Annotated in this window: 24 protein-coding genes and 3 pseudogenes; 12 read left to right on the top strand and 15 right to left on the bottom strand. The window is 63.6% G+C overall.

Annotated features, from left to right (window positions below):
* Positions 1-12 precede the first annotated feature (12 nt).
* From B3P22_RS08025 to B3P22_RS08010, 4 genes are read right to left on the bottom strand one after another with little or no spacing between them, the layout of a single operon-like run.
* Positions 13-720 (bottom strand): TraX family protein, encoded by a 708-nt coding sequence (locus B3P22_RS08025; RefSeq protein ID WP_074860978.1) that lies wholly within the window; start codon positions 718-720, stop codon positions 13-15.
* A complete protein-coding gene (locus B3P22_RS08020) occupies positions 717-1,157 on the bottom strand; it encodes a YqaA family protein (RefSeq protein WP_128578265.1) in 441 nt (146 codons plus the stop codon). Before B3P22_RS08020 ends, B3P22_RS08025 begins: the two co-directional genes overlap by 4 nt.
* A 1-nt stretch (position 1,158) precedes the next feature.
* A complete protein-coding gene (locus B3P22_RS08015; RefSeq protein ID WP_296270613.1) occupies positions 1,159-2,262 on the bottom strand; it encodes a nickel/cobalt efflux transporter in 1,104 nt (367 codons plus the stop codon).
* Positions 2,263-2,269: 7 nt separating this feature from the next.
* Complete coding sequence (locus B3P22_RS08010; protein WP_116618371.1) at positions 2,270-2,557, bottom strand: metal-sensing transcriptional repressor; 288 nt, start codon at positions 2,555-2,557, stop codon at positions 2,270-2,272.
* Between the two features lie 110 nt (positions 2,558-2,667).
* Here B3P22_RS08010 and B3P22_RS08005 point away from each other — a divergent pair, with 110 nt between their 5' ends.
* From B3P22_RS08005 to B3P22_RS07995, 3 genes are read left to right on the top strand one after another with little or no spacing between them, the layout of a single operon-like run.
* Positions 2,668-3,027 carry a hypothetical protein gene (locus tag B3P22_RS08005; protein WP_296270612.1) on the top strand — a complete coding sequence of 120 codons (360 nt, stop codon included), beginning with the start codon at positions 2,668-2,670 and terminating at the stop codon, positions 3,025-3,027.
* Positions 3,028-3,073: 46 nt separating this feature from the next.
* Positions 3,074-3,811 (top strand): HupE/UreJ family protein, encoded by a 738-nt coding sequence (locus B3P22_RS08000; RefSeq protein ID WP_116618474.1) that lies wholly within the window; start codon positions 3,074-3,076, stop codon positions 3,809-3,811.
* Positions 3,812-3,822: 11 nt separating this feature from the next.
* The gene (locus tag B3P22_RS07995; protein ID WP_148118360.1) at positions 3,823-4,497 is read left to right on the top strand and encodes a transmembrane anchor protein; all 675 of its coding nucleotides are present in this window, start codon (positions 3,823-3,825) and stop codon (positions 4,495-4,497) included.
* Positions 4,498-4,935: 438 nt separating this feature from the next.
* Here the strand turns inward: B3P22_RS07995 and B3P22_RS07990 are convergent, their stop codons facing one another.
* From B3P22_RS07990 to hemA, 9 genes and pseudogenes are all read right to left on the bottom strand, one after another.
* On the bottom strand, positions 4,936-5,631 hold the full coding sequence (locus tag B3P22_RS07990) for an RES family NAD+ phosphorylase (protein ID WP_296270611.1): 696 nt from the start codon (positions 5,629-5,631) through the stop codon (positions 4,936-4,938).
* Entirely contained in the window at positions 5,631-6,038 is a 408-nt protein-coding gene (locus tag B3P22_RS07985; RefSeq protein ID WP_148119438.1) for an antitoxin Xre-like helix-turn-helix domain-containing protein, read from the bottom strand. Before B3P22_RS07985 ends, B3P22_RS07990 begins: the two co-directional genes overlap by 1 nt.
* 85 nt (positions 6,039-6,123) lie before the next feature.
* On the bottom strand, positions 6,124-6,390 hold the full coding sequence (locus B3P22_RS07980; RefSeq protein ID WP_200633061.1) for an EexN family lipoprotein: 267 nt from the start codon (positions 6,388-6,390) through the stop codon (positions 6,124-6,126).
* Entirely contained in the window at positions 6,390-7,316 is a 927-nt protein-coding gene (locus B3P22_RS07975; protein WP_200633063.1) for a LysR family transcriptional regulator, read from the bottom strand. The genes B3P22_RS07980 and B3P22_RS07975 overlap by 1 nt, the downstream gene beginning before the upstream one ends.
* A gap of 13 nt (positions 7,317-7,329) precedes the next feature.
* Complete coding sequence (locus tag B3P22_RS07970; RefSeq protein WP_296270610.1) at positions 7,330-8,529, bottom strand: MFS transporter; 1,200 nt, start codon at positions 8,527-8,529, stop codon at positions 7,330-7,332.
* A gap of 88 nt (positions 8,530-8,617) precedes the next feature.
* Positions 8,618-10,471 carry an asparagine synthase (glutamine-hydrolyzing) gene (asnB, locus tag B3P22_RS07965; protein ID WP_296270609.1) on the bottom strand — a complete coding sequence of 618 codons (1,854 nt, stop codon included), beginning with the start codon at positions 10,469-10,471 and terminating at the stop codon, positions 8,618-8,620.
* Between the two features lie 22 nt (positions 10,472-10,493).
* A complete protein-coding gene (locus tag B3P22_RS07960) occupies positions 10,494-11,564 on the bottom strand; it encodes a Gfo/Idh/MocA family oxidoreductase (protein WP_296270608.1) in 1,071 nt (356 codons plus the stop codon).
* Positions 11,561-12,064 carry a GNAT family N-acetyltransferase gene (locus B3P22_RS07955; protein WP_296270607.1) on the bottom strand — a complete coding sequence of 168 codons (504 nt, stop codon included), beginning with the start codon at positions 12,062-12,064 and terminating at the stop codon, positions 11,561-11,563. Before B3P22_RS07955 ends, B3P22_RS07960 begins: the two co-directional genes overlap by 4 nt.
* 1 nt (position 12,065) lies before the next feature.
* Positions 12,066-13,298: pseudogene (gene hemA, locus B3P22_RS07950) on the bottom strand (5-aminolevulinate synthase).
* Between the two features lie 156 nt (positions 13,299-13,454).
* Between hemA and B3P22_RS07945 the strand changes: the two are divergent.
* Positions 13,455-14,309, top strand: a complete 855-nt coding sequence (locus B3P22_RS07945; protein ID WP_296270606.1) for a helix-turn-helix transcriptional regulator — start codon at positions 13,455-13,457, stop codon at positions 14,307-14,309.
* A gap of 17 nt (positions 14,310-14,326) precedes the next feature.
* Here B3P22_RS07945 and B3P22_RS07940 read toward each other — a convergent pair.
* Positions 14,327-14,599 (bottom strand): annotated as a pseudogene (locus tag B3P22_RS07940) (DUF3363 domain-containing protein); the annotation flags it as partial.
* Between the two features lie 82 nt (positions 14,600-14,681).
* Complete coding sequence (gene gcvA, locus B3P22_RS07935; RefSeq protein ID WP_104730443.1) at positions 14,682-15,596, bottom strand: transcriptional regulator GcvA; 915 nt, start codon at positions 15,594-15,596, stop codon at positions 14,682-14,684.
* Positions 15,597-15,789: 193 nt separating this feature from the next.
* On the opposite strand from gcvA, the gene B3P22_RS07930 reads away from it, so the two are divergent.
* From B3P22_RS07930 to B3P22_RS07895, 8 genes and pseudogenes are all read left to right on the top strand, one after another.
* The gene (locus B3P22_RS07930) at positions 15,790-16,641 is read left to right on the top strand and encodes a transketolase (protein WP_296270605.1); all 852 of its coding nucleotides are present in this window, start codon (positions 15,790-15,792) and stop codon (positions 16,639-16,641) included.
* Positions 16,638-17,636 carry a transketolase family protein gene (locus B3P22_RS07925; RefSeq protein ID WP_104730445.1) on the top strand — a complete coding sequence of 333 codons (999 nt, stop codon included), beginning with the start codon at positions 16,638-16,640 and terminating at the stop codon, positions 17,634-17,636. Before B3P22_RS07930 ends, B3P22_RS07925 begins: the two co-directional genes overlap by 4 nt.
* 65 nt (positions 17,637-17,701) lie before the next feature.
* Positions 17,702-18,466: an SDR family NAD(P)-dependent oxidoreductase gene (locus B3P22_RS07920; protein WP_104730446.1), complete on the top strand. Its 765-nt coding sequence runs from the start codon at positions 17,702-17,704 to the stop codon at positions 18,464-18,466.
* Between the two features lie 107 nt (positions 18,467-18,573).
* Positions 18,574-19,548, top strand: coding sequence for a TRAP transporter substrate-binding protein (locus tag B3P22_RS07915; protein WP_104730447.1), 975 nt, complete (start codon positions 18,574-18,576; stop codon positions 19,546-19,548).
* The gene (locus B3P22_RS07910) at positions 19,545-20,111 is read left to right on the top strand and encodes a TRAP transporter small permease (protein WP_017677576.1); all 567 of its coding nucleotides are present in this window, start codon (positions 19,545-19,547) and stop codon (positions 20,109-20,111) included. Before B3P22_RS07915 ends, B3P22_RS07910 begins: the two co-directional genes overlap by 4 nt.
* Positions 20,108-21,367, top strand: coding sequence for a TRAP transporter large permease (locus B3P22_RS07905; RefSeq protein ID WP_104730448.1), 1,260 nt, complete (start codon positions 20,108-20,110; stop codon positions 21,365-21,367). Before B3P22_RS07910 ends, B3P22_RS07905 begins: the two co-directional genes overlap by 4 nt.
* 49 nt (positions 21,368-21,416) lie before the next feature.
* The gene (locus B3P22_RS07900; protein ID WP_104730449.1) at positions 21,417-22,301 is read left to right on the top strand and encodes an NAD(P)-dependent oxidoreductase; all 885 of its coding nucleotides are present in this window, start codon (positions 21,417-21,419) and stop codon (positions 22,299-22,301) included.
* Between the two features lie 73 nt (positions 22,302-22,374).
* Positions 22,375-22,903 (top strand): annotated as a pseudogene (locus B3P22_RS07895) (IS1182-like element ISPst13 family transposase); the annotation flags it as partial.

Here is a 22,903-nt window from a genome sequence, read left to right as displayed (position 1 = left end):
CTTCGGTGGCGCTCAGGGCATGGCGCTACGCAGCACATGCAGCGCCAGCAGGTGCCCCGGATAGAACAGGTAGCCCCAGCGGCCGACGGGCCAGATCTTCAACGGCAGGGCTCGATGCAACAGGTAGAGCCCCAGCAGCGCAGCCGCACAGGCCATCGCGAACGACGCCAGGGTATCCGCCACCAGGCCCAGCTCGGCAAACCAGCGGTTGCGGCCGTTGGCCAGCACCGCCAGGGCGGCAGGCAACCACCACCAGCGCAACCCCTTCAGCCCTTGGACAAAGGCGGCCGGCAACAGGACGCCGAGTACGCCGTACATCAGTTGCTGATGCAGCAGGGTGGCGATCAGCACCGTCGCCGCTGCCAGCAGCAGGCTGGTGCGCTCGCCATGGTGGACGCCCCAGGCGACCATCAGCCCCAGCAGTAGGGTTGGCATCACGTTGAGCGTCGCGCTTTCCGGCGACAGCAGGCGATAGGGCAGCTCCGACAGCAGGGAGAACACCAGCAGCCAGCCGAGGTAGCGCGCGTTGCCCTCGCTGAACAGCTCGCCGGGGCGGGTTCTGGCCACGTTGGCGGCGATGCCCAGGCAAAACAGCGGGAATGCCAGGCGGCCGACGACGAATAGGCCATAGGCGTCCGGCCACAGGTAGCGCAGGTGGTCGAGCAGCATGCTGAGCATGGCCAGCCACTTGACCAGGTCGAGCCCCGCATCCCGTCTCATCTCATGACTCCGAGCGTCAGCACCGCCAGCACCAGGTAGCGCCCCGCCTTGGCCACCAGCACGATCAGCAGGATACTCCAGAACGGCTCGCGCAGGACGCCGGCGATCACGGTCAGCGGATCGCCGATGATCGGCACCCAGCTCAGCAGCAGGGACCAGCGTCCATAACGGTGGTAGGCCTGCCAGGTGCGCTGCAGTTTGTCTTCCGGCACCGGAAACCAGCGTCTGTGGCGAAGGTGTTCGATATAGCGGCCGAGCAGCCAGTTGGCAGTCGAGCCCAGTACGTTGCCGGTCGTGGCCACCAGGAGCAACAGGGCAGGTGGCTGTTCAGTGGCCAGCAGCAGGCCGACCAGCACCGCCTCCGACTGCATCGGCAGCAGGGTGGCGGCACTGAAGGCCGCAACGAACAACCCCAGATAGGCGGATAAATCCCACACCTCAGGCGCTCAGTCCGGCCCAGCCATGCAGGCCGACATAGATGCCCACGGCGATGATCAGCAGGCCGGACAGGTAGGGCGCGCGGCGCGCCACCACGGCCAGCCAGGGCCAGCGGTTGGAGGCGTGTCGCGTGCCGACGGCGGCGGCGACGCCAACCGCGACCAGGGTCAGCGCCAGGCCGACGCTGAAGCTGAGTACCAGAACCGCACCCAGCGTCACCTCCTTGACCTGCAGGCAGAGCAGCAGCACGGTGATGGCCGCAGGGCAGGGAATCAGCCCGCCGGTCAGGCCGAACAGGATCACCTGGCCGGTGCTGACGTTGCGGCTGGCGAAACGACGGCGAATGTCGTTGGCGTGGGCCCGCTCGTGAGCATCCTGGTAACCCTCCAGCGACAGCTCCAGACCCTCCAGCTGCGAATGGGCGTGGTCGTGTTCATGGAACTCCAGGTCGTACTCGTGGGCGTGTCCGGCGTGGCCGAGGCGCAGGCGCGCGGTGAACTCATGCGGCTCGGGAATCGCATCCAGCGACTGCAGATAGCCGTCCTGGGTGACGAAGCGGAACTCCTGCATCTGTCCGTCGCTGCGGGTGGTGAGCAAGCTGACGTCCCCGGCGGGCCAGGCATGCCCGCTCAGCACACGCAGACGCCAGCGCGGCGGCGCGTCCTGCTCGTGGATCGACAGTTCGACGCGGCCGTGTCCGGTATCGATGTGCTGGCGTTCGTCGTGATGGTGCTGCTCTTCCTCGAAGCGCCACATTTGCTCGCCACGCCAGGTGCGCCAGAGCATCCACAGCGCGATGGTAACGATGAGCACGGCCGAGGCGAGTTGGAAGTAGGGTTCGGTGGTCTGGGCGTCGAGGTGCTGCCCCAGGTACATGCCGCCGATCGCCACCAGCCAGACCACGGCGGTGTGCGAGGCAGTGGCCGCCAGGCCAAGCAGGACGGCCTGACGCACCGTGCCGCGAATGGCCACGATGAAGGCCGCCATCATGGTCTTCGAGTGCCCGGGTTCCAGGCCATGCAGGGCCCCGAGCAGGATGGCGGTGGGGATATACAGCCAGGCCTGTGCGGCCCCTTGCTGCAACAACTCGGCGAAGGTCGACATGGGGGGCTCAGAGGTATTTGGTGATCTGCTTGAACTCTTCCAGTGGCGCCCGCTCACCCTTGGTAAGGGCGCCGACCGTGTGTTCCAGGCAGTGGTCGATGTGGTCCTGGATCAACGTGCGCTTGGCCTGGCAGACCGCTTTCTCGACCGCGTGCAGTTGCTGGGCGATGTCCACACAGGCGCGACCGTCCTCGATCATGGCGACGATGCTGCGCAGATGGCCCTCGGCACGTTTCAGCCTTTTGATGATTTCCGTATGACTTTGGTGCTGATGTCCGTGTTCGTGCTTGCTCATCGCCAGACCTCGTGCAAGGATAATTGCCGCGGCATCCTATCCCCCTGGGGGGGATATGGTCAAACGGCTGCCCCCTCAATCACACGGCCCAGCTATCGAAGCGGCGATCCATGCTCAGCAAACCCATCAGCGCCAAGGTGATCTTCGCCCTCGCTCTCGCCATCCTGATGGCCTGGGCCGGGCATGCGTCTGCGCTGTTAGTGGGGGCGAGCCCGCCGACCTGGAGCGACAACCAGGATGTGCATGCGCACAGCCATGGCGACGGTGCGTTTGCCTGTGCGGTCTGTGCGGATCATTACCACTCGCCGCTGACGGCTGACCACGTGCATGAAACACCGCACCTGACCACTGGCCTGAACATCGCCACGCAGCCGGAGCGTACGCTGCTGCTGGAAAGCCCCGGCTACTCGATTCCCGCCAGCCCGATCTACCTGATCGAACGGCCACCACGCCCTGGTTTGGTGTTCTGAACAGGCCGCTGTGCGGCCCAAGACCACTGCAACCTAGGATTTCTCCATGCATTCGCTATCCATGCGCGGCATGGACGCAGGCCACCTGCGTCCGCACCGCTCGCTACCATTATTGCTACTGCTTACCGCCCTGTTCTTTCTCGGTATGCCCGATGCGCTGGCCCACGGCGTCGCCGAGGGCGACAAGGGCTTCATCCAGGAAAGCACCGGGGTGATGTTGATGCCGTTCGTGTACATGGGCGCCAAGCACATGATCACCGGCTACGACCACCTGCTGTTCCTGTTCGGCGTGATCTTCTTTGTCTACCGTCTGAAGGACGTGGGGCTCTACGTCACCCTGTTCGCCGTCGGCCACTCGGTCACCCTGCTCCTCGGGGTGCTGGCGGACATCGGCATCAGTGCCTACGTGATCGACGCCATCATCGGCTTTTCGGTGGTGTACAAGGCGCTCGACAACCTGGGGGCCTTCCAGCGCTGGTTCGGCTACCAGCCAGATACCCGCGCAGCCACGCTGATCTTCGGCCTGCTGCACGGCTTCGGTCTGGCCACCAAGATCCAGGAGTACGAGATTTCATCCGATGGCCTGATCGCCAACTTGATCGCCTTCAACGTCGGAGTGGAGATCGGCCAGCTTCTGGCGCTCGGCAGCATTCTCATTCTGATGGGCTACTGGCGGCGCACAGCCAGCTTCTGGCGCCACGCCTACACCGCCAACGTCGCCATGATGAGCGCCGGTTTCCTGTTGATGGGTTACCAGCTCACCGGCTTGATCGTCTCCCAGTAAGGAATTTCTCCATGTTCAACAGCAAGATCCCAACCCTCAACGAACTGCCGAGCAGCCAGCAACTGCTGCGCTCGACCGTGATTGCACTGATCGCCGCCATTGTCCTGCTCGTTACCGTGGTCATGCCCTCGGAATACGCCATCGATCCCACAGGGGCCGGTCGCATGCTGGGGCTGACCCAGATGGGCGAGGTCAAACAGCAACTGGCCGCAGAAGCTGCAGCCGATGCTGCGACGCCTGTAGTTGCGGCTCCGGCGGCGCCCCAGCCGGTAGCTCAAGCGGCCCCGCAACCTGCCGTCAGCACTGCCGCCGAACCGACGGCCCCAGCCGTGGCAGCGCCTGCGGTAGTCGAGGCCGAGGGGCAGCAGCATGAAATGAGCATCTCCCTTGAGCCCGGTCAAGGCGCCGAGATCAAGCTGGAGATGCTCAAGGGCAGCAAGGTGAACTACTTCTGGACGGCCAACGGCGGCCTGGTGAACTACGACACCCACGGCGACCCCTACAACGCGCCGCGCGAGTTCTACCACGGTTACGGCAAGGGGCGCGCCACGCCGGAGGATCAGGGCGTCCTGGAGGCCGCCTTCGACGGCAAGCATGGCTGGTTCTGGCGCAACCGCACCAGCAAACCGGTCACCGTCACGCTGCGTACCGAGGGTAATTATATTGCCATCAAGCGGGTGATCTGATGGTTCAGCGGGAGCAGTGAGCCTCTGTTCCCGCTACTTTCTGCCTGCGTGCTCCATTGATCTAGATCAGGAAGATGATGAGTTCTGGATGCTTGCTTGACGAGTCGGAACCACAGCCCGATCAACGGGCTGCGGGAGGTCTTACTTTCGGATGCTCAGAGTTCCTGACTGGTTTTTGATGGCTCAGGCAAAGCTCCTCGCGATATCTGCAGGTTGTCGCGTGGTGCTGCGTTTTGCGCACCTGCCTCGTGTTCTACTGGATGGTATTCAGCCTGGCGTGTTCGAAGTGTCCGCCTTCCTTTGCGCTGTGCGGAAAGGTCTTCGAAGCCTTCGGTCAGCTCAGAGAAAATATCCCTCTGGGTCATGGCGTCGGGATTACCTTTTTGTTCAAGACGCTTCGTAAATTGTCAGGCCTACAAGGAATAGTGGTACCAGTAGTTACTCGACAACTATGGTTGTAATGCGGCTGACGCTGATGATTTGCCCGCTCCAGATCATTTCATAGTGTGCGCTCTGGATGATCGAGGTAACAGGTCGCGGCGTCATCAGTGCCCAACAGATGTTGCCGGTAGATCGAACCGAGTGGTAGCGCAGGCCCATGCATCCTTCTCGTTTCAATTCGCTTCCCAATTGATTTGAGTGTGCGTAATCGTCCGGCGCATAGATGGCGTCTGAAAGCGGAAGTGCGGTGACGTCCCTCATCCCGCTGTCGCTGAAGCTGACGGTCAGTCCCCTGAAGACGAAACGCTCATAGTTGAGATCTGGCACATTCGACCAGTAGCGCTCCTGGTGATGACGCACCTCGGCAATCGCCGTATCCATTCTATCGGCCAGGTAGAGCACGCCGAAGGTGCCATTGCTGAAGCGCGAGCCAGCTGGATTAACGTGGGTGAAGGGCGCTGTCGCATACGAGCAGCCAGGAATGCCGAACGGAATCTGGTCACGCGGAATCAGCTCCAGGCGACCAATCTCGTTCTGCAGCCGTGGATTGCTCAGCGCCTGGATCTGATAGAGGGCTTCGAAGTCCTCGCCGTCGGCGACATCGTCGAACAGGGCAATGGGCGGAAACTTGGAGTTGACCAAACGGTATGCCTGCAGACTTTCACTTTCCAGCACAGGAAGGTCGCCGAGCATTACCACTGGGCACCTCGTAGCGCGTCGATCCGCCGGAATGTCTCGTACAGCGAAATCATGTCGCCCTGCGCCATGATGTCGAGTGGCTTGCGGCCGTTGAAGAACTCATTGTGGTTCTCCATCGTGGGGAAGCCGTAGACGTTCTCGGGGTTGTCGAACACAACGCGCAGCGCTGCGTGGATGTTCAGCACAAGACTGATGCGCTGCATCTGATCGGAGTCCAGGCTTACCGCCCATGCCGAATCCTTCTGACTGGCTCGGGTGTAGGTGCTGCGGGAAATCCGCAGCACCCGGCAAGCCTGCTCGCAGGTGGCCTTCCACTTGTCCAGAATGTTCAGCGCGGCACGCAGGCCGGCTGCACACTGGGTTTTCGATAAGTCCTGAGTTTGGATAGCGGCAGCTGTCATGGAGAGCCCTCGATTTAATCTATAGAGCCAAATATAGCACATTTGAATCTGTAGACTAAAAGCGGCCATTTCGCCGGCGTCCCCTCTAGCGTCCATCTTCACTGTCCGAGTGGAAGAATTGGACGGGGTGAGGAGTGTAGGGTGTGCCTTTTCCCATAAAACGTATGCGCTGGGCATCACTGACTGCGTTGCACTGGGCCTCACCCAACTCTGCTCGATTGTCCCGGCACTGCAGTCGCAGTTCCTTGAGCCGGTTCGGATTTTCCGCAAGCGCTTCAGCCGACTCAAACGGCATCGGCTTTTCACATGCGCTGAGCAGCAATGCAGCCAGCAGTAATGACATCTTTTTCATCAAGCGATCTCCTTCTGTAATGCGTGATTCGGCAGCAACGCCTGGCTTTCCTCCGGACTCACCCGCCCAATAAACCGGGCCAGTTGCTCGGCCGGATTGCCTTCGCGTCGTACCAAGTAGGTGGTCAGCGTGGTCGCGCAGCCGTCTAGCGGCCTGGCCACGACGTCCGGATTATTCAGTTCGTTGATGCGCGCCAGGCTGGAGAAACCCAGCCCGTAACCCGCAGCGACCAGCGCCATCATCAGGTCTAGTGTCGGTACGCGGTCGGCGATGGTCAGTCGCGTATCCACTGCGCCTAGCACCCGCTGCAACTGTTGCCAGAAGCCTTCGCAAACTTGCGGATCGCAAAGGACCAACGGGTAGCGCACCACCTCGTCGAGCGGCACGCGCCGGTAGCTCAGCAGTGGGTGGCGGGCAGGTACCGCCACAACCAGCGGATCGAACCAGACCGGCTCGGCCACCAGGCCATCGCCAACCTCGTCGGACTGTGCAAGTCCGATGTCGAACAGGTCGTCGTTCAGGCCCCTGACCTGCTCGCTAAAGGTGACTTCTGAGAGGCAGATCTCGACCTCGGGTTCTTCCTCGCGGCACTGGGCGAGCAGGGCGGCCAGGCGTGCCTGGGGTATACCGTCGGACAGCGCGACGCGAATACGTCCGCGGTAGCCGGCCGCCGCGCTCTTGACGCTGGCCTTGGCCTGGTCGACCACGGCCAGCACCCGACGCGCTTCTTCCAAGAGCACCTTGCCGGCCCAGGTCAGGCGCGTGCGCCGCGTGGTGCGCTCGAATAGTTGCACGCCCAGGCGGTACTCCAGCTCTTTGATGATCCGCGACAGGGGCGACTGTTCGATATGCAGGCGCGCGGCGGCACGGGCGAAGTGCAGTTCTTCTGCGACGGCGATGAAACAGCGAAGGTGGCGCAGTTCCACGGCCTTTCCTCCGTCAGTTGTAGGGTTCGGCTTGCACGTCGCCGTTCCAGGTTGGCTGGCGACGCAGGTTGACGACCTGCAGCAGGGCACCGAGGGCTGCGACACCACCGGCGCTGGCGGCCAGGGTCCAGGTGGGCATCTGCAACAGCAGCACGAAGCCGCCGGCCGCGGCGCCGATGGCGCTGCCCAGGTAGAGCGCCGACTCGTTCAGGGCGATGGCCAGGTTGCCGTCACCCTGGGCCTGGCGCGCCAGTATCAGTTCGTTGTTCTGCGGTACCTGCAGCGCCCAGCCGACGGCGCCCCACAGGGCGATGGGCAGCATCACCAGCCAGGTGTTGAGGGCGGCGGCCAGTGGCAGTACGAACAGCGATACGGCGAGGGTCAGCATGATGGCGAAGGTCAGCACCGGTCCCTTGATGCGATCCACCAGCGGGCCGATCAGGAAGCTGCCCAGCACGCCGCCAATGCCCCAGACCCACAGGTAGGGGGTGACCGAGCGCACCGCGCCATAGGCCGGGTCAGCCAGCAGCGGGGCAATGAAGGTGTACATGCCCAGGCTGGCGATGGCAGCGAGCAGTGACACCAGCAGGATGACCAGCACATGGCCGTCGCCCAGAATCGCCAGCTTCTGGCCCAGCGTGGTGGCGGTGGCTGCCGGTAGGGAGGGGAGCTTCAGCAGCAGGCCGAAGAAGGCCACCAGGCCGAGCAGGGTCACCAGCCACAGGGCGGCCTGCCAGCCGAGCTGTTCGGCGATCAGCAGGCTGAGCGGCACGCCCAGCACCACACCGCTGGCCATGCCTCCCATGATGATAGCGATGGCCTTGCCGCGGCGTTCCGGCGTGGACACCGCGGCTGAGGCGCCGATGCCCATGGCCAGATAGACACCAGCGCCTATACCGGCGATGGCGCGCCAGACCATCAGTGCGGTGAAGCTCTCGGCCAGCGCGCTGGCGGCGTTGGCGATGACGAACAGGCCCAGGGCCAGCAACAGGCCGGCACGCTGACGATGTGCCGGGGTCAGGGCGACGAAGATTGGCGAACCCAGGCCGTAGGCCAGGGTGAAGGCGGTAACCAGCTGCGCAGCCACCGCGACGGAGACCGCGAACGAGGCCTCGATCATCGGGATCAACCCGGCGGTGACATAGGAGGCCATGCCGAGGGCGAAGGCCCCCAGCGCTATGAGATAGATGGGGGATTGGTTGGGTGTGTGCATGCTCGGACTCGCTTGTGCTCCATTGGAGCGCGTGGGTGGTACAGCGAAGGGATGCAGCCCCGCACCGGGGCCGCATCCGGTTAGGGGACTAGAGCTCGAGGCTGACGTCGTACTCGCTCAGCCAGGTGTTGAGGCCGACCGCCAGCTCCATGCCCATGCGCTCATACATGGGCGAGACGCTGCCGAGCGGCTTGGCCAGGGTCTGCTGGATACGGCCGCTGTCGAGCAGCGGCGTCACCGGCGCGTTGCGATCCGCCTGGATGGCGGCCAGGGCATCACGCAGCGCCTGCTCGTAGGCCGGGTCCTGGGTCGACGGGTAGGGGCTCTTGACCCGTTCGCTGATCGACTCCGGCAGCAGGTCGCGGGTCGCCGCGCGCAGGATGCTTTTTTCCCGCCCGTCGAAGGCCTTCATCGCCCAGGGGATGTTGAAGGCGTACTCGACCAGGCGGTGATCGCAGAAGGGCACCCGCACCTCGAGGCCGACGGCCATGCTCATGCGATCCTTGCGGTCGAGCAGGGTCTGCACGAAGCGGGTCAGGTTGACGTAGCTCATCTGCCGCATGCGCTGGTCGACCGCGCTTTCGCCCGGCAGTACCGGCGCCTCGGCAATGGCCTGGGTGTAGCTGTCGCGCAGGAAGCTGTGCATGTCGAGTTGGGCCAGCAGTCCTGGATCGAACAGGGTCTTACCGTCGAAGTACTTGCCGGTGACCGAGGTCAGCCAGGGGAAGGTATCGGCCTGGATCGCCTCTGGATCGTGGAACCAGCGGTAGCCACCGAACACCTCGTCCGCGCTCTCGCCGGACAGCGCCACGGTCGAGTGCTTGCGCACTTCCTGGAACAGTCGGTAGAGCGATGGCCACATGTCGCCCCAGAAGGCCGGTGGTAGGTCAAGGGCGCGAACGATCTGCGCACGCAACGCCGGATCGGCCAGCTCGCGGCTGTCGAGGACGATCTCCTGGTGGCTGGAGCGAATCATCTCCACCAGGTCACGCACAAAGGGCGCATCCGGCGTGCCGCGCACGGCATCACCGGTGAAGCCGCTGCCGTGGTCGACGAAGTCGACGGAGAAGGAGCGGATGTTTTCCTTGCCGGCGGCCAGCAGCTTCTTCGACGCCAGCGCGGTAATGATCGAGGAGTCCAGGCCGCCGGAGAGCAGGCTGCACAGCGGTACGTCGGCGACGATCTGGCGGTCGACGATGTCCTCCAGCAGGTCGCGGGTATGGCGGATGGTCTCGTCCAGCGTATGTTCGTGCTCGCGTGCCTCCAGCTTCCAGTAGTGGCGGCGGCCCAGACCCTGGCGGTTGATACGCACGATCTCACCTGGCATCACCTCGCGCATGCCGTCGAACAAGGCATTGCCAGGTGTCTTCACCATCTCCAGGATCTCGCGCAGGCCATCGGCGCGCACCTTTCGCGGTACCAGCGGGTTGGCCAGCAGGGCCTTGGGCTCGGAGCCGAACACTACGCCGTCGGAGGTGGGGAAGTAGTACAGCGGCTTGACGCCCATGCGGTCGCGGATCAGCAGCAGCTCCTGTGAGCGCAGATCCCAGATGGCAAAGGCATACATGCCATTGAGCTGCTCGACGAAGGCCTCGCCCCATTCGACATAGGCACGCAGTACCACCTCGGTGTCGCTGCGGGTTTTGAACTCATGACCGAGTCGTTGCAGTTCGGTGCGCAGCTCGCGGAAGTTGTAGACCTCGCCGCTGTAAGTGATCGCGGCGATCTCGCGCGGGCCGCCGTGCATCGCCGTCATCGGTTGGCGGCCGCCCTCCAGGTCGATGATCGACAGGCGCCGATGGCCCAGGCCCACCGGGCCCTCGATCCACAGACCGCCAGCATCCGGGCCGCGCAGGGCCATGGTGTCGGTCATGCGCTGTAGGGTGTCGCGTTGTGTTTCCAGATTCTGGCTGTAGGACAGCCATCCAGTGATTCCACACATAATCGTTCTCCTTGTGATTGGGTTACCCGAGGCTTTCCAGGTCGCTGTCCTCGGCCAGCAGCACGCGCGCCTCGCCATGGGCGTAGCGCGCCGGTGCTGGGGTTTGGGCGTGGGTTTCCAGGTCGTTGAGCAGGCGCTGTAGCACCACGGCGGTGTCGAGACCCGCGAAGGGCTGGCGGGGCGGTTCCTTGAGCGCCACGGCGCGCACCACCTGCCGGCACAGGCGCGAAAGCTTGTGCAGGGTCTCCAGCCCTGGCTCGTCGGGAGCGGTGGCGAACGCGTGCAGCAGCTCCTCGGCGCCGTTGGCGCCGCGCGTCCAGATGCGCAACTGGTCGTGATCCCAGCGCGGCGTGTCGAACACCAGGCGCGCATGGATCAGCCGGGCGTCGCGATCGACGAAGCTGAAATCCACAGTGCGCTGGCGCACGATGTTGACGAAGCTGGCGTAGCCGGTGACCCGAGCCTCGCCCAGGCTGGCGGTGAGCTGCACGGTGTCGAGCACCTCTGCGCCGGAAATGGAGAAATCCGAGCGCACGCCGAGCACGCCATCGAGCTGGAGCTGGCCGGCGCGCGGGCAGATCCAGCCGACCAGATCCAGGGCATGGATCACCTCGCTGGTCACGCCGCAGGTGGGGCGGTAGTCGTTGATGCGGTCCTTGCCCCAGTGGAAGTTGGCGCGCACCAGTTGCCAATCGTGGCGCTCGACCCACTCGCGCAACTGCCGGGTTGCGTCCGAGTAACGCTCCACCAGATCCAGGGCAAAGCCGCCGACCTGCTCCAGCGCACCGAGCAGCTCATCCAGGTCGTCACCGGGCGTGACCAGCGGCTTCTCGCAGAGCACGAAGCCCTGGTAGCCGGCCAGTTGCTTGAGCACGAGCGCATGGCTGTGATCGTTGACGCTGACCACCACGACGTCCGGCTCGAACACCTGCAGCGCCCGCTCGACGCTGTCGAAGTAGGGCAGTTCGGTCGTCCTCTGCCGGCGCCCGACATAGGCCAACGACAGCGGCAGGCCGGTGCTCATGGCGATATGTTCGAAGGCGCGGCGGTAGCGGTTGCCGGCGTAGCCCAGGCCGATGATCAGGATCTTCATGCCGAGGCCTCCTGACGGATCAGCAGGCGCTCGTCGCTGACGGCGAAGCCCAGGGACTGGTACAGCTTGTCGGCGGCCGCGGTGCTCTGCAGCACCACGCAGCCGACGCCGCGGTTGGCGAACCAGCGCAGCAGGTGCTGCATCAGCTGCCGTGCGATGCCGCGGCCCCGCCACTGCGGCTCGACCACCACCGACTGCACCCAGCCGGACAGGCCGTTGAGGCAGCCCGGCGCCGGCGCGCGCTGGTCGATGATGGCCGTCGCGCAGCCCAGCACTTGGCCGGATTCCTTGTGCTCGGCGGCGAAGATCTGCACGCAGTCGCTGTTGTTCAGGCGGCTGCTCAGCCAAGTGCGGTAGGCCGTCCGCCAGCGTGCCGCGTCTTCTGGTGTCTTGCTCGAATAGCTGGCGTTGGTGCCGTCCAGCAGATACGCGCGCAGTTCCACCAAACTGGCCAGGTCGGCCTGGGTCGCCGGGCGCACGGTGAGGAAGGACTGCTCCATCTCAGGCCACCTCCGCAGCAAACACCTCGGATGCCAATGGGATGCTGAAGTGGTCGAAGGTCTCCCGCAGCGACACCGCCAGGTGCTCGATCTGCACATCGCTGTGGTTTGGCGTGGCGTTGACGCGGAAACGCTCCGTCCCTACCGGCACGGATGGATAGTTGATTGGCTGCAGGTACACGCCATGGTTATGCAGCAGGCGTTCGGCCGCCGCCTTGCAGCGCTTGGCTTCACCTACCAGCACCGGCAGCACATGGGTTTGTGAGCAGGGCATCACCGGCACGTCATGGTGCTTGAGGCGCTCCCGCAGCTTGGCGGTCTGGCTGTGCAGGCGATCGCGCTCGAAGCGGCTGGCCTTGAGATGCTCGACACTGGCCAGGCAGCCTGCAGTGATCGCCGGCGGCAGCGAGGTGGTGAAGATGAAACCGGTGGCGAACGAGCGCACGGCATCGACGATTACCTGGGTCGAGGCGATATAGCCGCCGATTACGCCGATAGCCTTGGCCATGGTGCCCTGGATGATGTCCACCTAATCGGCTACGCCCAGTTCGGCCGCGATACCGGCGCCGCGTGGGCCGTACATGCCCACGGCGTGCACTTCGTCGAGGTAGGTGAGGGCGTTATAGCGCTTGGCGACCGCGACGATTTCGGCGATAGGGGCGATGTCGCCGTCCATCGAGTAGATCGACTCGAACACCACAATCTTCGGCTGACCCAGCGGGTAGCTGGCGAGAATCTGCTCCAGATGCTCGACGTCGTTATGGCGGAAGATCTTGCGCTCGTTGGGCGTGGAGCGAATGCCGTTGACGATGGAGGCGTGGTTCAGCTCATCGCTGATCACCACGCAGTCGGGGATGCGCCGCAGCAGGCACTGGAGGGTGGCATCATTAGAGCCGAAGCCGGTGGGGAAGACCAACGCCGCTTCCTTGTCGTGCCAGTCGGCCAGGCTAGCTTCCAGACTGGAATACACCTCGTGCGAACCGCCGATATTACGCGATCCGCCGGAGCCCGCTCCGTAGGTCTCCAACGCATCGTGCATCTGTTCGCGCACGGCGGGGTGTTGCGACATGCCGAGGTAGTCGTTGCTGCACCAGACCACCACCGGTTCTTGCTCGCGGCCATCCAGCTTGGCCAGCGGGTACTGGCCGCAGATACGACTGAGGGTGGTGAAGGTGCGGTACTGGTTGGAGGACTTCAATGTCTCCAGTTGTTCCCGAAGAAGTGCTTGGTACATCCGTTTATATCCTTAGCGAGTTGATGACACGTCTCTGTGTGGTTCCTCATCAAGCGAGAGCCCTGGCTCGGGTAATTGCGGCCAGGTCGGGCTATTCTTCTCGGGATTTATAGGGGTTACAATTTGACTGTTTATCCTAGTACCGGAGGTAACCGGATGAGCGCACCTCGCACAACTGAACGCACTCGGGTAGAGCTGGCCGAATTCCTGCGTAGTCGCCGCGAACGAATTTCGCCGGAGGAGGTGGGCCTGCCCGCCGGTAGTCGACGGCGCACGCCGGGGCTGCGTCGCGAGGAGGTCGCGGCCCTGGCCGGGGTGGGTTTGTCCTGGTACACCTGGCTGGAACAAGGACGGGACATCAGCGTGTCCGCGACCTTTCTCGACAACCTCTCGCGTACGCTCAAACTGGATGCTACCGAGCGTCGTCACCTGTTCCTGCTCGCTCACCAGCGCCTGCCGCCCGAGCCGGGCAAGACCTGGTGCACGGTGCCTGCGCTGATTCACCGACTGATGGGCGACATCCCCTCGCGCCCGGCCTACGTGCTCAACCTGCGCTGGGACGTATTGGCCTGGAATGCCGCGGCGGATCGGGTGTTCGGTTTCTCCGCGCTGCCGGCTGACCGCCGCAACCTGTTGTGGGTGCTGTTCACTAGCCCGGCCATGCGCGAGTTGTTCAACCCTTGGGATGAGCAGGCGCTGCAGATCCTCTCCAGTTTCCGCCGTGACTTCGTGCGGGCGACCCAGGATCCGGATATCGCCGCGCTGGTGAAGGATCTGGAGAAGGCCTCGCCGGACTTCAGGGAATGGTGGCGACAGCAGGACATCCACGGCCCGTGCCAGGGGATACGCCACCTGTACATCGAAGCAGTTGGCCAGGTGGTGTTCGAACACACCACGCTGACCATCGACGAGGACCGCCACCTGCGCCTGGTCTACTACGCGGCCAAGGAGGGTAAGCCGCACAGCCAATCCTTCGAGCAGTGGCTGCAACAGGAGCCGGCGCTGGTATAAGCCCCGGCGCCTGTTGCTCAACCAATCGACGGCCCGCGCTGGCGACCCAGTTGCCAGGACACGCTGTTGCCCTGAATCACCGCCGACACGCTCTGCCCGAGCCTCTGCTCGATCACCGGCTTCCACGGCACCAGGCTGAAGCCGATGCCATCGTCGAGCAGGGCATAACGGCCGCTGGCCAACTGCACGCTGCGCCGGTAGATCCCGCTGACGCGCTGGCCCTCGACCGTCGGGCGGTACTGCATATCCTCTTCGGTCGAGTTCTTATGCGCAGCAGTAGCTAGTTCTCTTAAGGGATCTTTACACACTCTTGCCTGAACTTAGCCACTACATGTTCCGCCGGATAAATTGCATCGGGAGACTACCGTGCGCTTAAACTTCGAAGCGACTGCAGCGACCTTCGAGCTCGCTAAAGAGCCAGTCCTGAAAGCTACGTATCTTCGGCAGCTCCGCTCGTGAGCGCAGGAGGTTGAAGGTGTAACCCTGCACCTTCGGTCCTGCCAGGCCAAGTGGTGCGACCAGTTGTCCACTGGCCAGCTCGCGTTGGGCGAGCAGCAGGCTTTCGAGGCATATCCCTAAACCATCAACAGCTGCACTGATGGCCATGAACGAGCGATCGAAGCGTGGCCCACGCGATATATCCAGCGGCACTTTGCGGTGCTGGCGCATCCAGTCGCGCCAACTGACCAGGCACACCTCGCTGTGAATCAAGGTGTGATTACACAGATCCTCAGGTGCTCGGATTGCGTGTTCCCCATGCGCAAGCGATGGCGCACAGAGCGGCACGATGGTTTCTGCAGGGAAAGGCAGCACCATGGTGCCGGCGGGCTGCAGCCGTTTCATGCCATAGCGGATATCGATGTCCACGCCCTGGGTCAGCAGGTCGGCAGGTGCCGGGTAAGACGAGTTCAGCCGTACGTCGATGTCCGGCTCCAAAGCGCTGAATCTTGCCAGTCGGGGCATCAGCCACTGGGTGGCGAAACTGGGTGTTGAGTGCACGGTGAGGATGTCGCTTTTGGCGGTGCGCCCCAGCTCGCGGGTCGCCATGTCGATTCTGGCAAATGCCGCCGAAACCTCTTCGGCATACACGCGGCCGGCATCGGTCAGCACCACCGCGCGATGCACGCGATGGAACAGGCGAACACCAAATTGCTCCTCCAGCAGTTTTATCTGATGGCTGATCGCTGAGGCGGTGACGAAGAGCTCCTCCGCCGCCAACGCAAAGGAAGACAGGCGTGCCGCTGCCTCGAAAGCCTGAATCGCCTTGAAAGAAACCCGGTTTTGCATGGCATTTCACATTAGCTCAGTTCATCTATCTGCCTTAACTATTCGTTTGAGCTCAAAAAATCAAGGGAATAGGCTTTGTCTCACTGCCAAGCGTGCTGATTCAGCGCCCTGGCAGGCCTGGAGATTCTCTCTCCAATCGAGACATATGAGGCTCCGGCAGCATCCCGTGTCGGGCTATAGCAAGGAGAACTGCGTGCAGAACAATAATTCTTCCGTCCACGCCAAGGTTGCCGAAGGCGCCTACCGTATCCGCCGCTTCGCGCTGCAGATGGGCGAGGTTCAGGGCCAAGGCTACGTCGGTCAGGCGCTGGGCTATGCCGACGTGCTGGCGACCGCCTACTGCCACGCGCTGAACCTGCGCCCCGAGGATCCAACCTGGGAAGGTCGCGACCGCTTCCTGCTGTCCCACGGCCACTACGCCATCGCGTTCTACGCGGCGCTGATCGAGGCGAAGATCATTCCCGAGGACGAACTGGAGACATACGGCAGCGATGACAGCCGTCTGCCCATGTCCGGCATGGCGACCTATACCCCAGGCATGGAAATGTCAGGCGGCTCGCTCGGCCAGGGCCTGCCGATTGCCGTGGGCATGGCGCTCGGCCTGCGCCTGAAGGGCAACCCGGCTTTCGTCTATAACTCGATGTCCGATGGCGAACTGGACGAAGGCTCGACCTGGGAAGCGGCGATGAGCGCAGCTCATCATGGCCTGGGCAACCTGATTTGCCTGGTGGATATCAACAACCAGCAAGCCGACGGCCCTTCGACCAAGGTGCTGGGCTTCGAGCCACTCGCTGACAAGTGGGCGGCGTTCGGCTGGCATGTTCAGCGTGTCGACGGCAACGACCTCGCTGCGGTCATCAAGGCCTTCGACAGCGCGCGCAATCTCACCGAAGCCAAGCCGCGCGTGATCCTATGCGACACCCTGATGGGCGAGGGGGGGCAATTCCTCGAAGCCCGCGAGAAGAACCACTTCATTCGCGTCGACCAGGCCGAGTGGCAGCAGGCCCTCGATATTCTCGACCAAGCCCAGGGAGCTGCCCGATGAGCACCACCGCCAAGAAACCACGCCTGACCACCTCAGCGATGATCGCCTCGATTGCCTCCGAAGGGCAGCGCGTCCAGTCGGCCCCATTCGGCAAGGCCCTGGTCGAACTGGCCGCCAATCGCACGGAGATCGTCGGTCTTACCGCCGACCTGGCCAAGTACACCGACCTGCATCTGTTCGGGCAGGCCTACCCGGATCGCTTCTTCCAGATGGGCATGGCCGAGCAACTGCTGATGGCTGCTGCCGGCGGCATGGCCAAGGAAGGTTTCGTCCCGTTCGTCACCACCTACGCGGTATTCGCTACGCGGCGTGCCTTCGACTTCGTGCACCAGGTGATCGCCGAGGAAAACCTCAACGTCAAACTGTGCTGCGCCTTGCCTGGACTAACCACCGGTTATGGTCCCAGCCATCAGGCCACCGAGGACATCGCGCTGATGCGTGGTATTCCGGGCATGACCATCGTCGATCCCTGCGATGCCCTCGACACCGAACAGGCCGTGTCGCAGATCGCCGACCACAAAGGCCCGGTGTACATGCGCCTGCTACGTGGCAACGTGCCGCTGGTGCTCGACGAGTATGGCTACAGCTTCGAACTGGGCAAGGCCAAGATGCTGCGAGACGGTCGTGATGTGCTGGTGATCTCGTCCGGCATCCTGACCATGCGCGCCCTGGAAGTAGCCAAGGCATTGGAAGCGGACAAGGTCGACGTCGGCGTGCTGCACGTACCGACCATCAAGCCGCTCGATGTGGCGACCATCCTGCGTGAAGCAGGCCGCGCCGGACGCCTGGTCGTGGTCGCGGAAAACCACAGCACGGTCGGCGGGCTCGGCGAAGCCGTCGCCACGGCGCTGCTGACTGCCGGAGTGACGCCGCAATTTCGCCAGATTGCGCTGCCCGATGCCTTCCTCGATGCCGGTGCACTGCCGACCCTGCATGACCGCTACGGGATTTCCACTGAGGCGATGACGGCCACTATCAAAGGCTGGCTCGGCTGAACGCCGCGCGACCTCGACCCTGTATTCACGTGCCGCATCACGGCGCAACTGTAAGGAATCCATACATGAATAACGCTCTTCTTCTCGACGGCAAGGTTGCCATGGTTTCGGGCGCGGCCTCGGCGCGGGGCATCGGTCTGGCTACCGCTCGCCTGTTCGCCAGCCACGGCGCCAAGGTGGCGATTCTCGACCTGGACGAAGGTGCAGCCGTCGAAGCTGCCGCCGCCATCGGCCCCGAGCACCGTGGTTATGCCTGCAACGTGGCGGACAAGGACGCGTGCCTCAAGGCCACCGAGCGCGCCATCGCCGACTTCGGTCGCATCGATGTGCTGATCAACAACGCTGGCATCACCCAGCCGGTGAAGACCCTGGAGATCGACCCGGCGAGCTGGGATCGTATCCTGGACGTCAACCTGCGTGGCGTGCTGTACCTGTCTCAGGCCGTCATTCCGCACATGCAGGCGCAGGGCAGTGGTTCGATCGCTTGCATGTCCTCGGTATCGGCCCAGCGCGGTGGCGGTATCCTCGGCGGCCCGCATTACTCTGCGGCCAAGGCCGGTGTACTGGGCCTGGCCAAGGCCATGGCGCGCGAGTTCGGCCCGAGCAATATCCGCGTCAACTGCGTGACCCCTGGGTTGATCCAGACCGACATCAGCTCCGGCAAACTCAGTGACCAGCAGAAGGCCGAGATTGCCGCCAGCATCCCGCTCAATCGCCTGGGTAATGCCGAAGAGGTGGCCGGTGCCTACCTGTTCCTGGCCTCGAATCTGTCGGCGTACATCACCGGTGCGGTGATCGACGTCAACGGTGGCATGCTCATCCACGGTTGAGCAGCACCGGGTTGGCCGCGTGCGGGCGCTGCCATAAGGTCCGCACGGACGACCTGCAACAAGCAAGACATGCAGACAATATCAATAAAAAACGCAAGGTGAAGCTCATGAAAAAGACACTGATCGCACTCACCGCGACCTTGGCACTGGCTACTGCCTCCACCAGCTGGGCGCAACAGGTACTGCGCCTCTCCCACAACGCTGCGCCGGGTAACCCGAAGGCGGTGGCGTCCCTGAAGTTCGCGGAACTGGTCGAGCAGAAGACCGAAGGTCGAGTCAAGGTCGAGGTGGGCGGCAGCGCGCAGTTCGGCGATGACGTCGAGTCGCTGACCAACATGCGTCTGGGCTCATTGGCTTTCAGCACCAACTCCCAGGGCAGCACTGCTGGCGTGGTGCCGGAATTCAACCTGGTCGGCCTGCCTTTCCTGTTCCGTGATCTCGAACATGCCTACAAGGTGGTCGATGGCCCGGTCGGTGCCAAGCTCGACGAGGCTGCCAACAAGAAAGGGTTGGTGGTACTGGCGCTGTGGGACAACGGCATTCGCCATACCAGCAACAACAAGCGTCCGATCGTAAAACCCGAAGACCTGCAGGGCATCAAGGTGCGTACACCGCCGGATGCCATGACCCTCGACATCTTCAAGGCACTGGGCGCCAACCCAGGCCCACTGGCCTTCTCCGAGCTGTACATCGCCCTGCAACAGGGGGTATTCGATGGCCAGGAGAACCCGCTGATGAACGTCTATTCCTCCAAGCTCTTCGAGGTGCAGAAGTACATTTCGCTGACTGGGCACAAGTACGAGACCACACCGCTGCTGGCCAGCAAGATGATCTGGGCCGGTCTGTCCGAGGCCGATCAGGCGGCAATCAAGGAAGCTGCAGTAGAAGCCGGCAAGCTCAACCGCGAGATGTCCCTGGCGGCCGATATCGAGTTGCGCACCAAGCTCACCGAAGCTGGAGTCGCGATCAACGAAATCGACCAGGCCACATTCGCTGCCAAGACCAAGTCGGTCTACGACAAGTGGTCGAAGCAATACCCCGAGCTGGTGGAACTGATCGTTTCGGAAGCAGGTAAGCAATGATGGCCGTCCAAACCTCCAGCAACGACTCGTTGCAGTCCGGCGCTCTGGCGCAGATGGCGAGGTGGGTGGACAACGCGATAGTGGCGCTCAGCGTGGTCGCCGTGATCACTGCGCTGGTGGTCATGTTCGTGGCCCTGATGGCTGAGGTAGTGGTTCGCTACTTGACCAATCAGGGCATGGGCTGGCCCACCGAGATGCCCAATATCCTGTTCCCCTGGCTGGTGATGGGCGGCATCGTGCTAGCTGCCCAACGCGGTCAGCACATCGCTGTCACTGCCATCCAGGGCTGGATTGGTCGAGGTGGCAATCGGGTGCTGCTGATCGGCCATCAGGCGTTGATCTGCGCCACTTTTTTCTACCTGGCCTGGGTGGGTCTCGATGTGATCGAGATCACCGGTGGCGAGATCTATCCGGTCACCGGAATCTCGGCCAAGTGGGCGTATCTGGCCATGATCGCTGGCTTCGTCGGCCTTGCCTTCACCGCACTCACCACGCTGGTTCACCTGCTGTATGCCGGCGATCCCCTGGCTGTTCGCGCACATCAAATCGAGGACGACGTATGACGCTCATGATGCTTCTGGTCTTCGCCGTGCTGCTGGCGCTGGCGTTGCCGGTCGGCTACGCGCTGCTGATCAGTTCGGGTATTGCGGCTGTCACTGTCGGCGGCATTCCCAGCGTGGCGGCGATCGTGAAGATCTTTCAGCCCACGCAGAGTTTCCCGCTGCTGGCGATTCCGTTCTTCATGCTCTCGGGCAGCTTGATGATGGGCGGCACGCTGGGCAAGCGGCTGATCGACTTCGCCACCATGCTGGTCGGTCGCTTCCACGGCGGGCTCGGCCAGGTCACGGTGGTCGGCTCGACCGTATTCGGCGGGGTGTCCGGCTCGGCCGTGGCGGAGGCCTCGGCGCTTGGTTCGATGCTGATTCCCTGGCAGAAGCGCGAGGGCTATCCGGGCGCCTTTGCCGCCGCCGCAACCGCGTCGTCAGCAACCATCGCCGGGCTGATTCCGCCGTCGATTCCGCTGATTCTCTACGCCGCCGTGTCCAACCAGTCGATTGCCGCGCTGTTTCTCGCCGGCCTGGTGCCGGGGTTACTGCTGTGCGTCGGCTTCATGCTGACCTGCTACCTGTCAGGCCGTCTGCGTGGCTTCAAGCGGTTAGCCAGTGAGGTCACCTTGAAAGGTGTGCTGCGTGTGACCATTGCGGCAACGCCGGCACTGGCCATGCCAGCCTTCATCGTGATCCTGCTGCGCGCTGGCATCGCCACACCGACCGAGGTCAGCGTACTGGCGGTATTCTACGGTTTGATGGTGAGCATGCTGGTCTATCGCGACCTGACCCTGCGCCGCCTCTACGACGCGCTGGTGCATACCGCGATCACCACCGGTGTGGTGATGCTGGTGATCGCCGCCTCGAACCTGGTGGGCTATGTGCTGACCGTCGAGTCGGTGCCGACCGCCGTGGCCGAATGGACCGCACAAACCCTGAGTTCGCCGTGGATGGTCATCCTCATGCTCAACCTGATCATGGTGGTGGTCGGCATGTTCCTCGACCTGCCGGCAGCGATCCTGCTGTTGGGGCCGACCTTCGTCGCCATCGGCAACGCCATCGGCCTCGACCTGACCCAGCTCGGCATCATGATGGTGGTGAACCTGAGCATCGGCCTTTTTACCCCGCCGGTGGGCACGACGCTGTTCATCGCCTCAGCGATTTCGCGCGAGAAGGTCGGGGCCGTGGTGCGCGAGCTGTGGCCCTTCTATCTGGTGGCGGTCATCGTGCTCGGCCTGGTCTCCTTCGTGCCGGCTTTCACCCTCTATTGATCGATGCGCCCCCGGCCCATGCTGGGGGCGTGTCCTGCAAGGAATTTCCATGACTACGATTGCATTTGCCGGGCTTGGCTCTATGGGGCTGCCCATGGCCAAGAACCTGCTCGCCGCCGGCCACGTTGTGCGCGGTATCGACCTCAACCCCGTGGCGCTCGCCACGCTTGTCGAGGCTGGCGGGCAGCCGGCCGACGCCGCCTCTGCCGCCAGCGGTGCCGATATGCTGATCCTGATGGTGGTCAATGCCGCCCAGGCCGAGCAGGTCCTGTTCGACAATGGTGCACTGGAGGCATTGGCCGAGAATGGCATCGTCTGCCTGATGGCGACCTGTCCACCGGCTGCGGTCGAGCGTATTGCCGAGCGGGTCAAAGAGGCGGGGAGGCGTTTCGTCGATGCCCCGGTCTCCGGCGGCACCACAGGCGCCATCGCCGGCTCGCTGACCATCATGGTGGCCAGTGAGCGCGCCACTTTCGAAGCGGTACAGCCGGTGTTCGAGGGCATCGGCCAGCGCATCTTCCATGTCGGCGAGCGAGCCGGGCAGGGCGCCACGGTCAAGGCCGTCAACCAGTTGCTGTGCGGTGTGCATATCGCTGTGGTCGCCGAAGCCTTCGCCCTCGCCGCCAAGGTCGGGGTCGAGCTGCCGGTACTGCTGGAAATCATGGCCGGTTCTGCAGCATCGAGCTGGATGCTCAAGGATCGCGGCCCGCGCATGCTGCAGGCCGAGCCCGAGGTCAGCAGTGCGGTGGACATCTTCGTCAAGGACCTGGGCATCGTGCTCGAGGCCGGTCGCGATGCGCAGGCCGCGCTGCCGATTGCCGCTGTGGCGCACCAGCTGTTCCTGGCTACTTCCGGCCGTGGTGAGGGGCGAGCCGACGACAGCCAGGTAATCCGCAGCTATTACGCCCTCAACGGTACGCCCACGCAGGGCTGAGAGTCTGTGAAGATTTCCGAGAAATGCTTTTGGTATAATTCTTGCGTCCCGGCCACGATCTCGTAACCCTGCCATGAAAGCTCACGCACGCGTGATTTTGCCCAACCGCACCCAGATGGAGTTTCGCGCCAGCGACCTCGAGTCGCTGCTGCCGGAAGGTCATCGGGCGCGGCTGGTGTGGTCGTATGTTGCCGGGCAGGATCTGGCGCGCTTCTATGAGCGGATCCGGGTGCGTGAGGGCGGGGTTGGTCGGGCGGCGATTGCGCCGGAGATTCTGTTGTCGCTGTGGCTTTACGCGACGCTCGACGGGGTGGGCAGCGCGCGCGAGGTGGCGCGCCTGACCGATGCGCATGATGCGTATCGTTGGCTGTGCGGCGGGGTGCAGGTCAATTACCACACGCTGTCGGACTTTCGGAAGGATCACGGCGAGGCGCTCGACGAGTTGCTCAGCGCTAATGTGGCAACGCTCATTGCCGCCGGGGTGGTGAAGCTGCGCCAGGTGGCGCAGGATGGCATGCGGGTGCGGGCCAGTGCGGGGGCGGGATCGTTCCGGCGCGAGGACAAGCTCGCGGGCTACCTGGAGGCGGCCCGCGAGCGGGTCG

It is taken from the genome of Pseudomonas sp. UBA6323 (assembly GCF_002439135.1).
Taxonomy (GTDB): Bacteria; Pseudomonadota; Gammaproteobacteria; order Pseudomonadales; family Pseudomonadaceae; genus Aquipseudomonas.
Note: the sequence above shows the minus strand (reverse complement) of the source record. Positions and strands in the feature narration are given on the sequence as shown.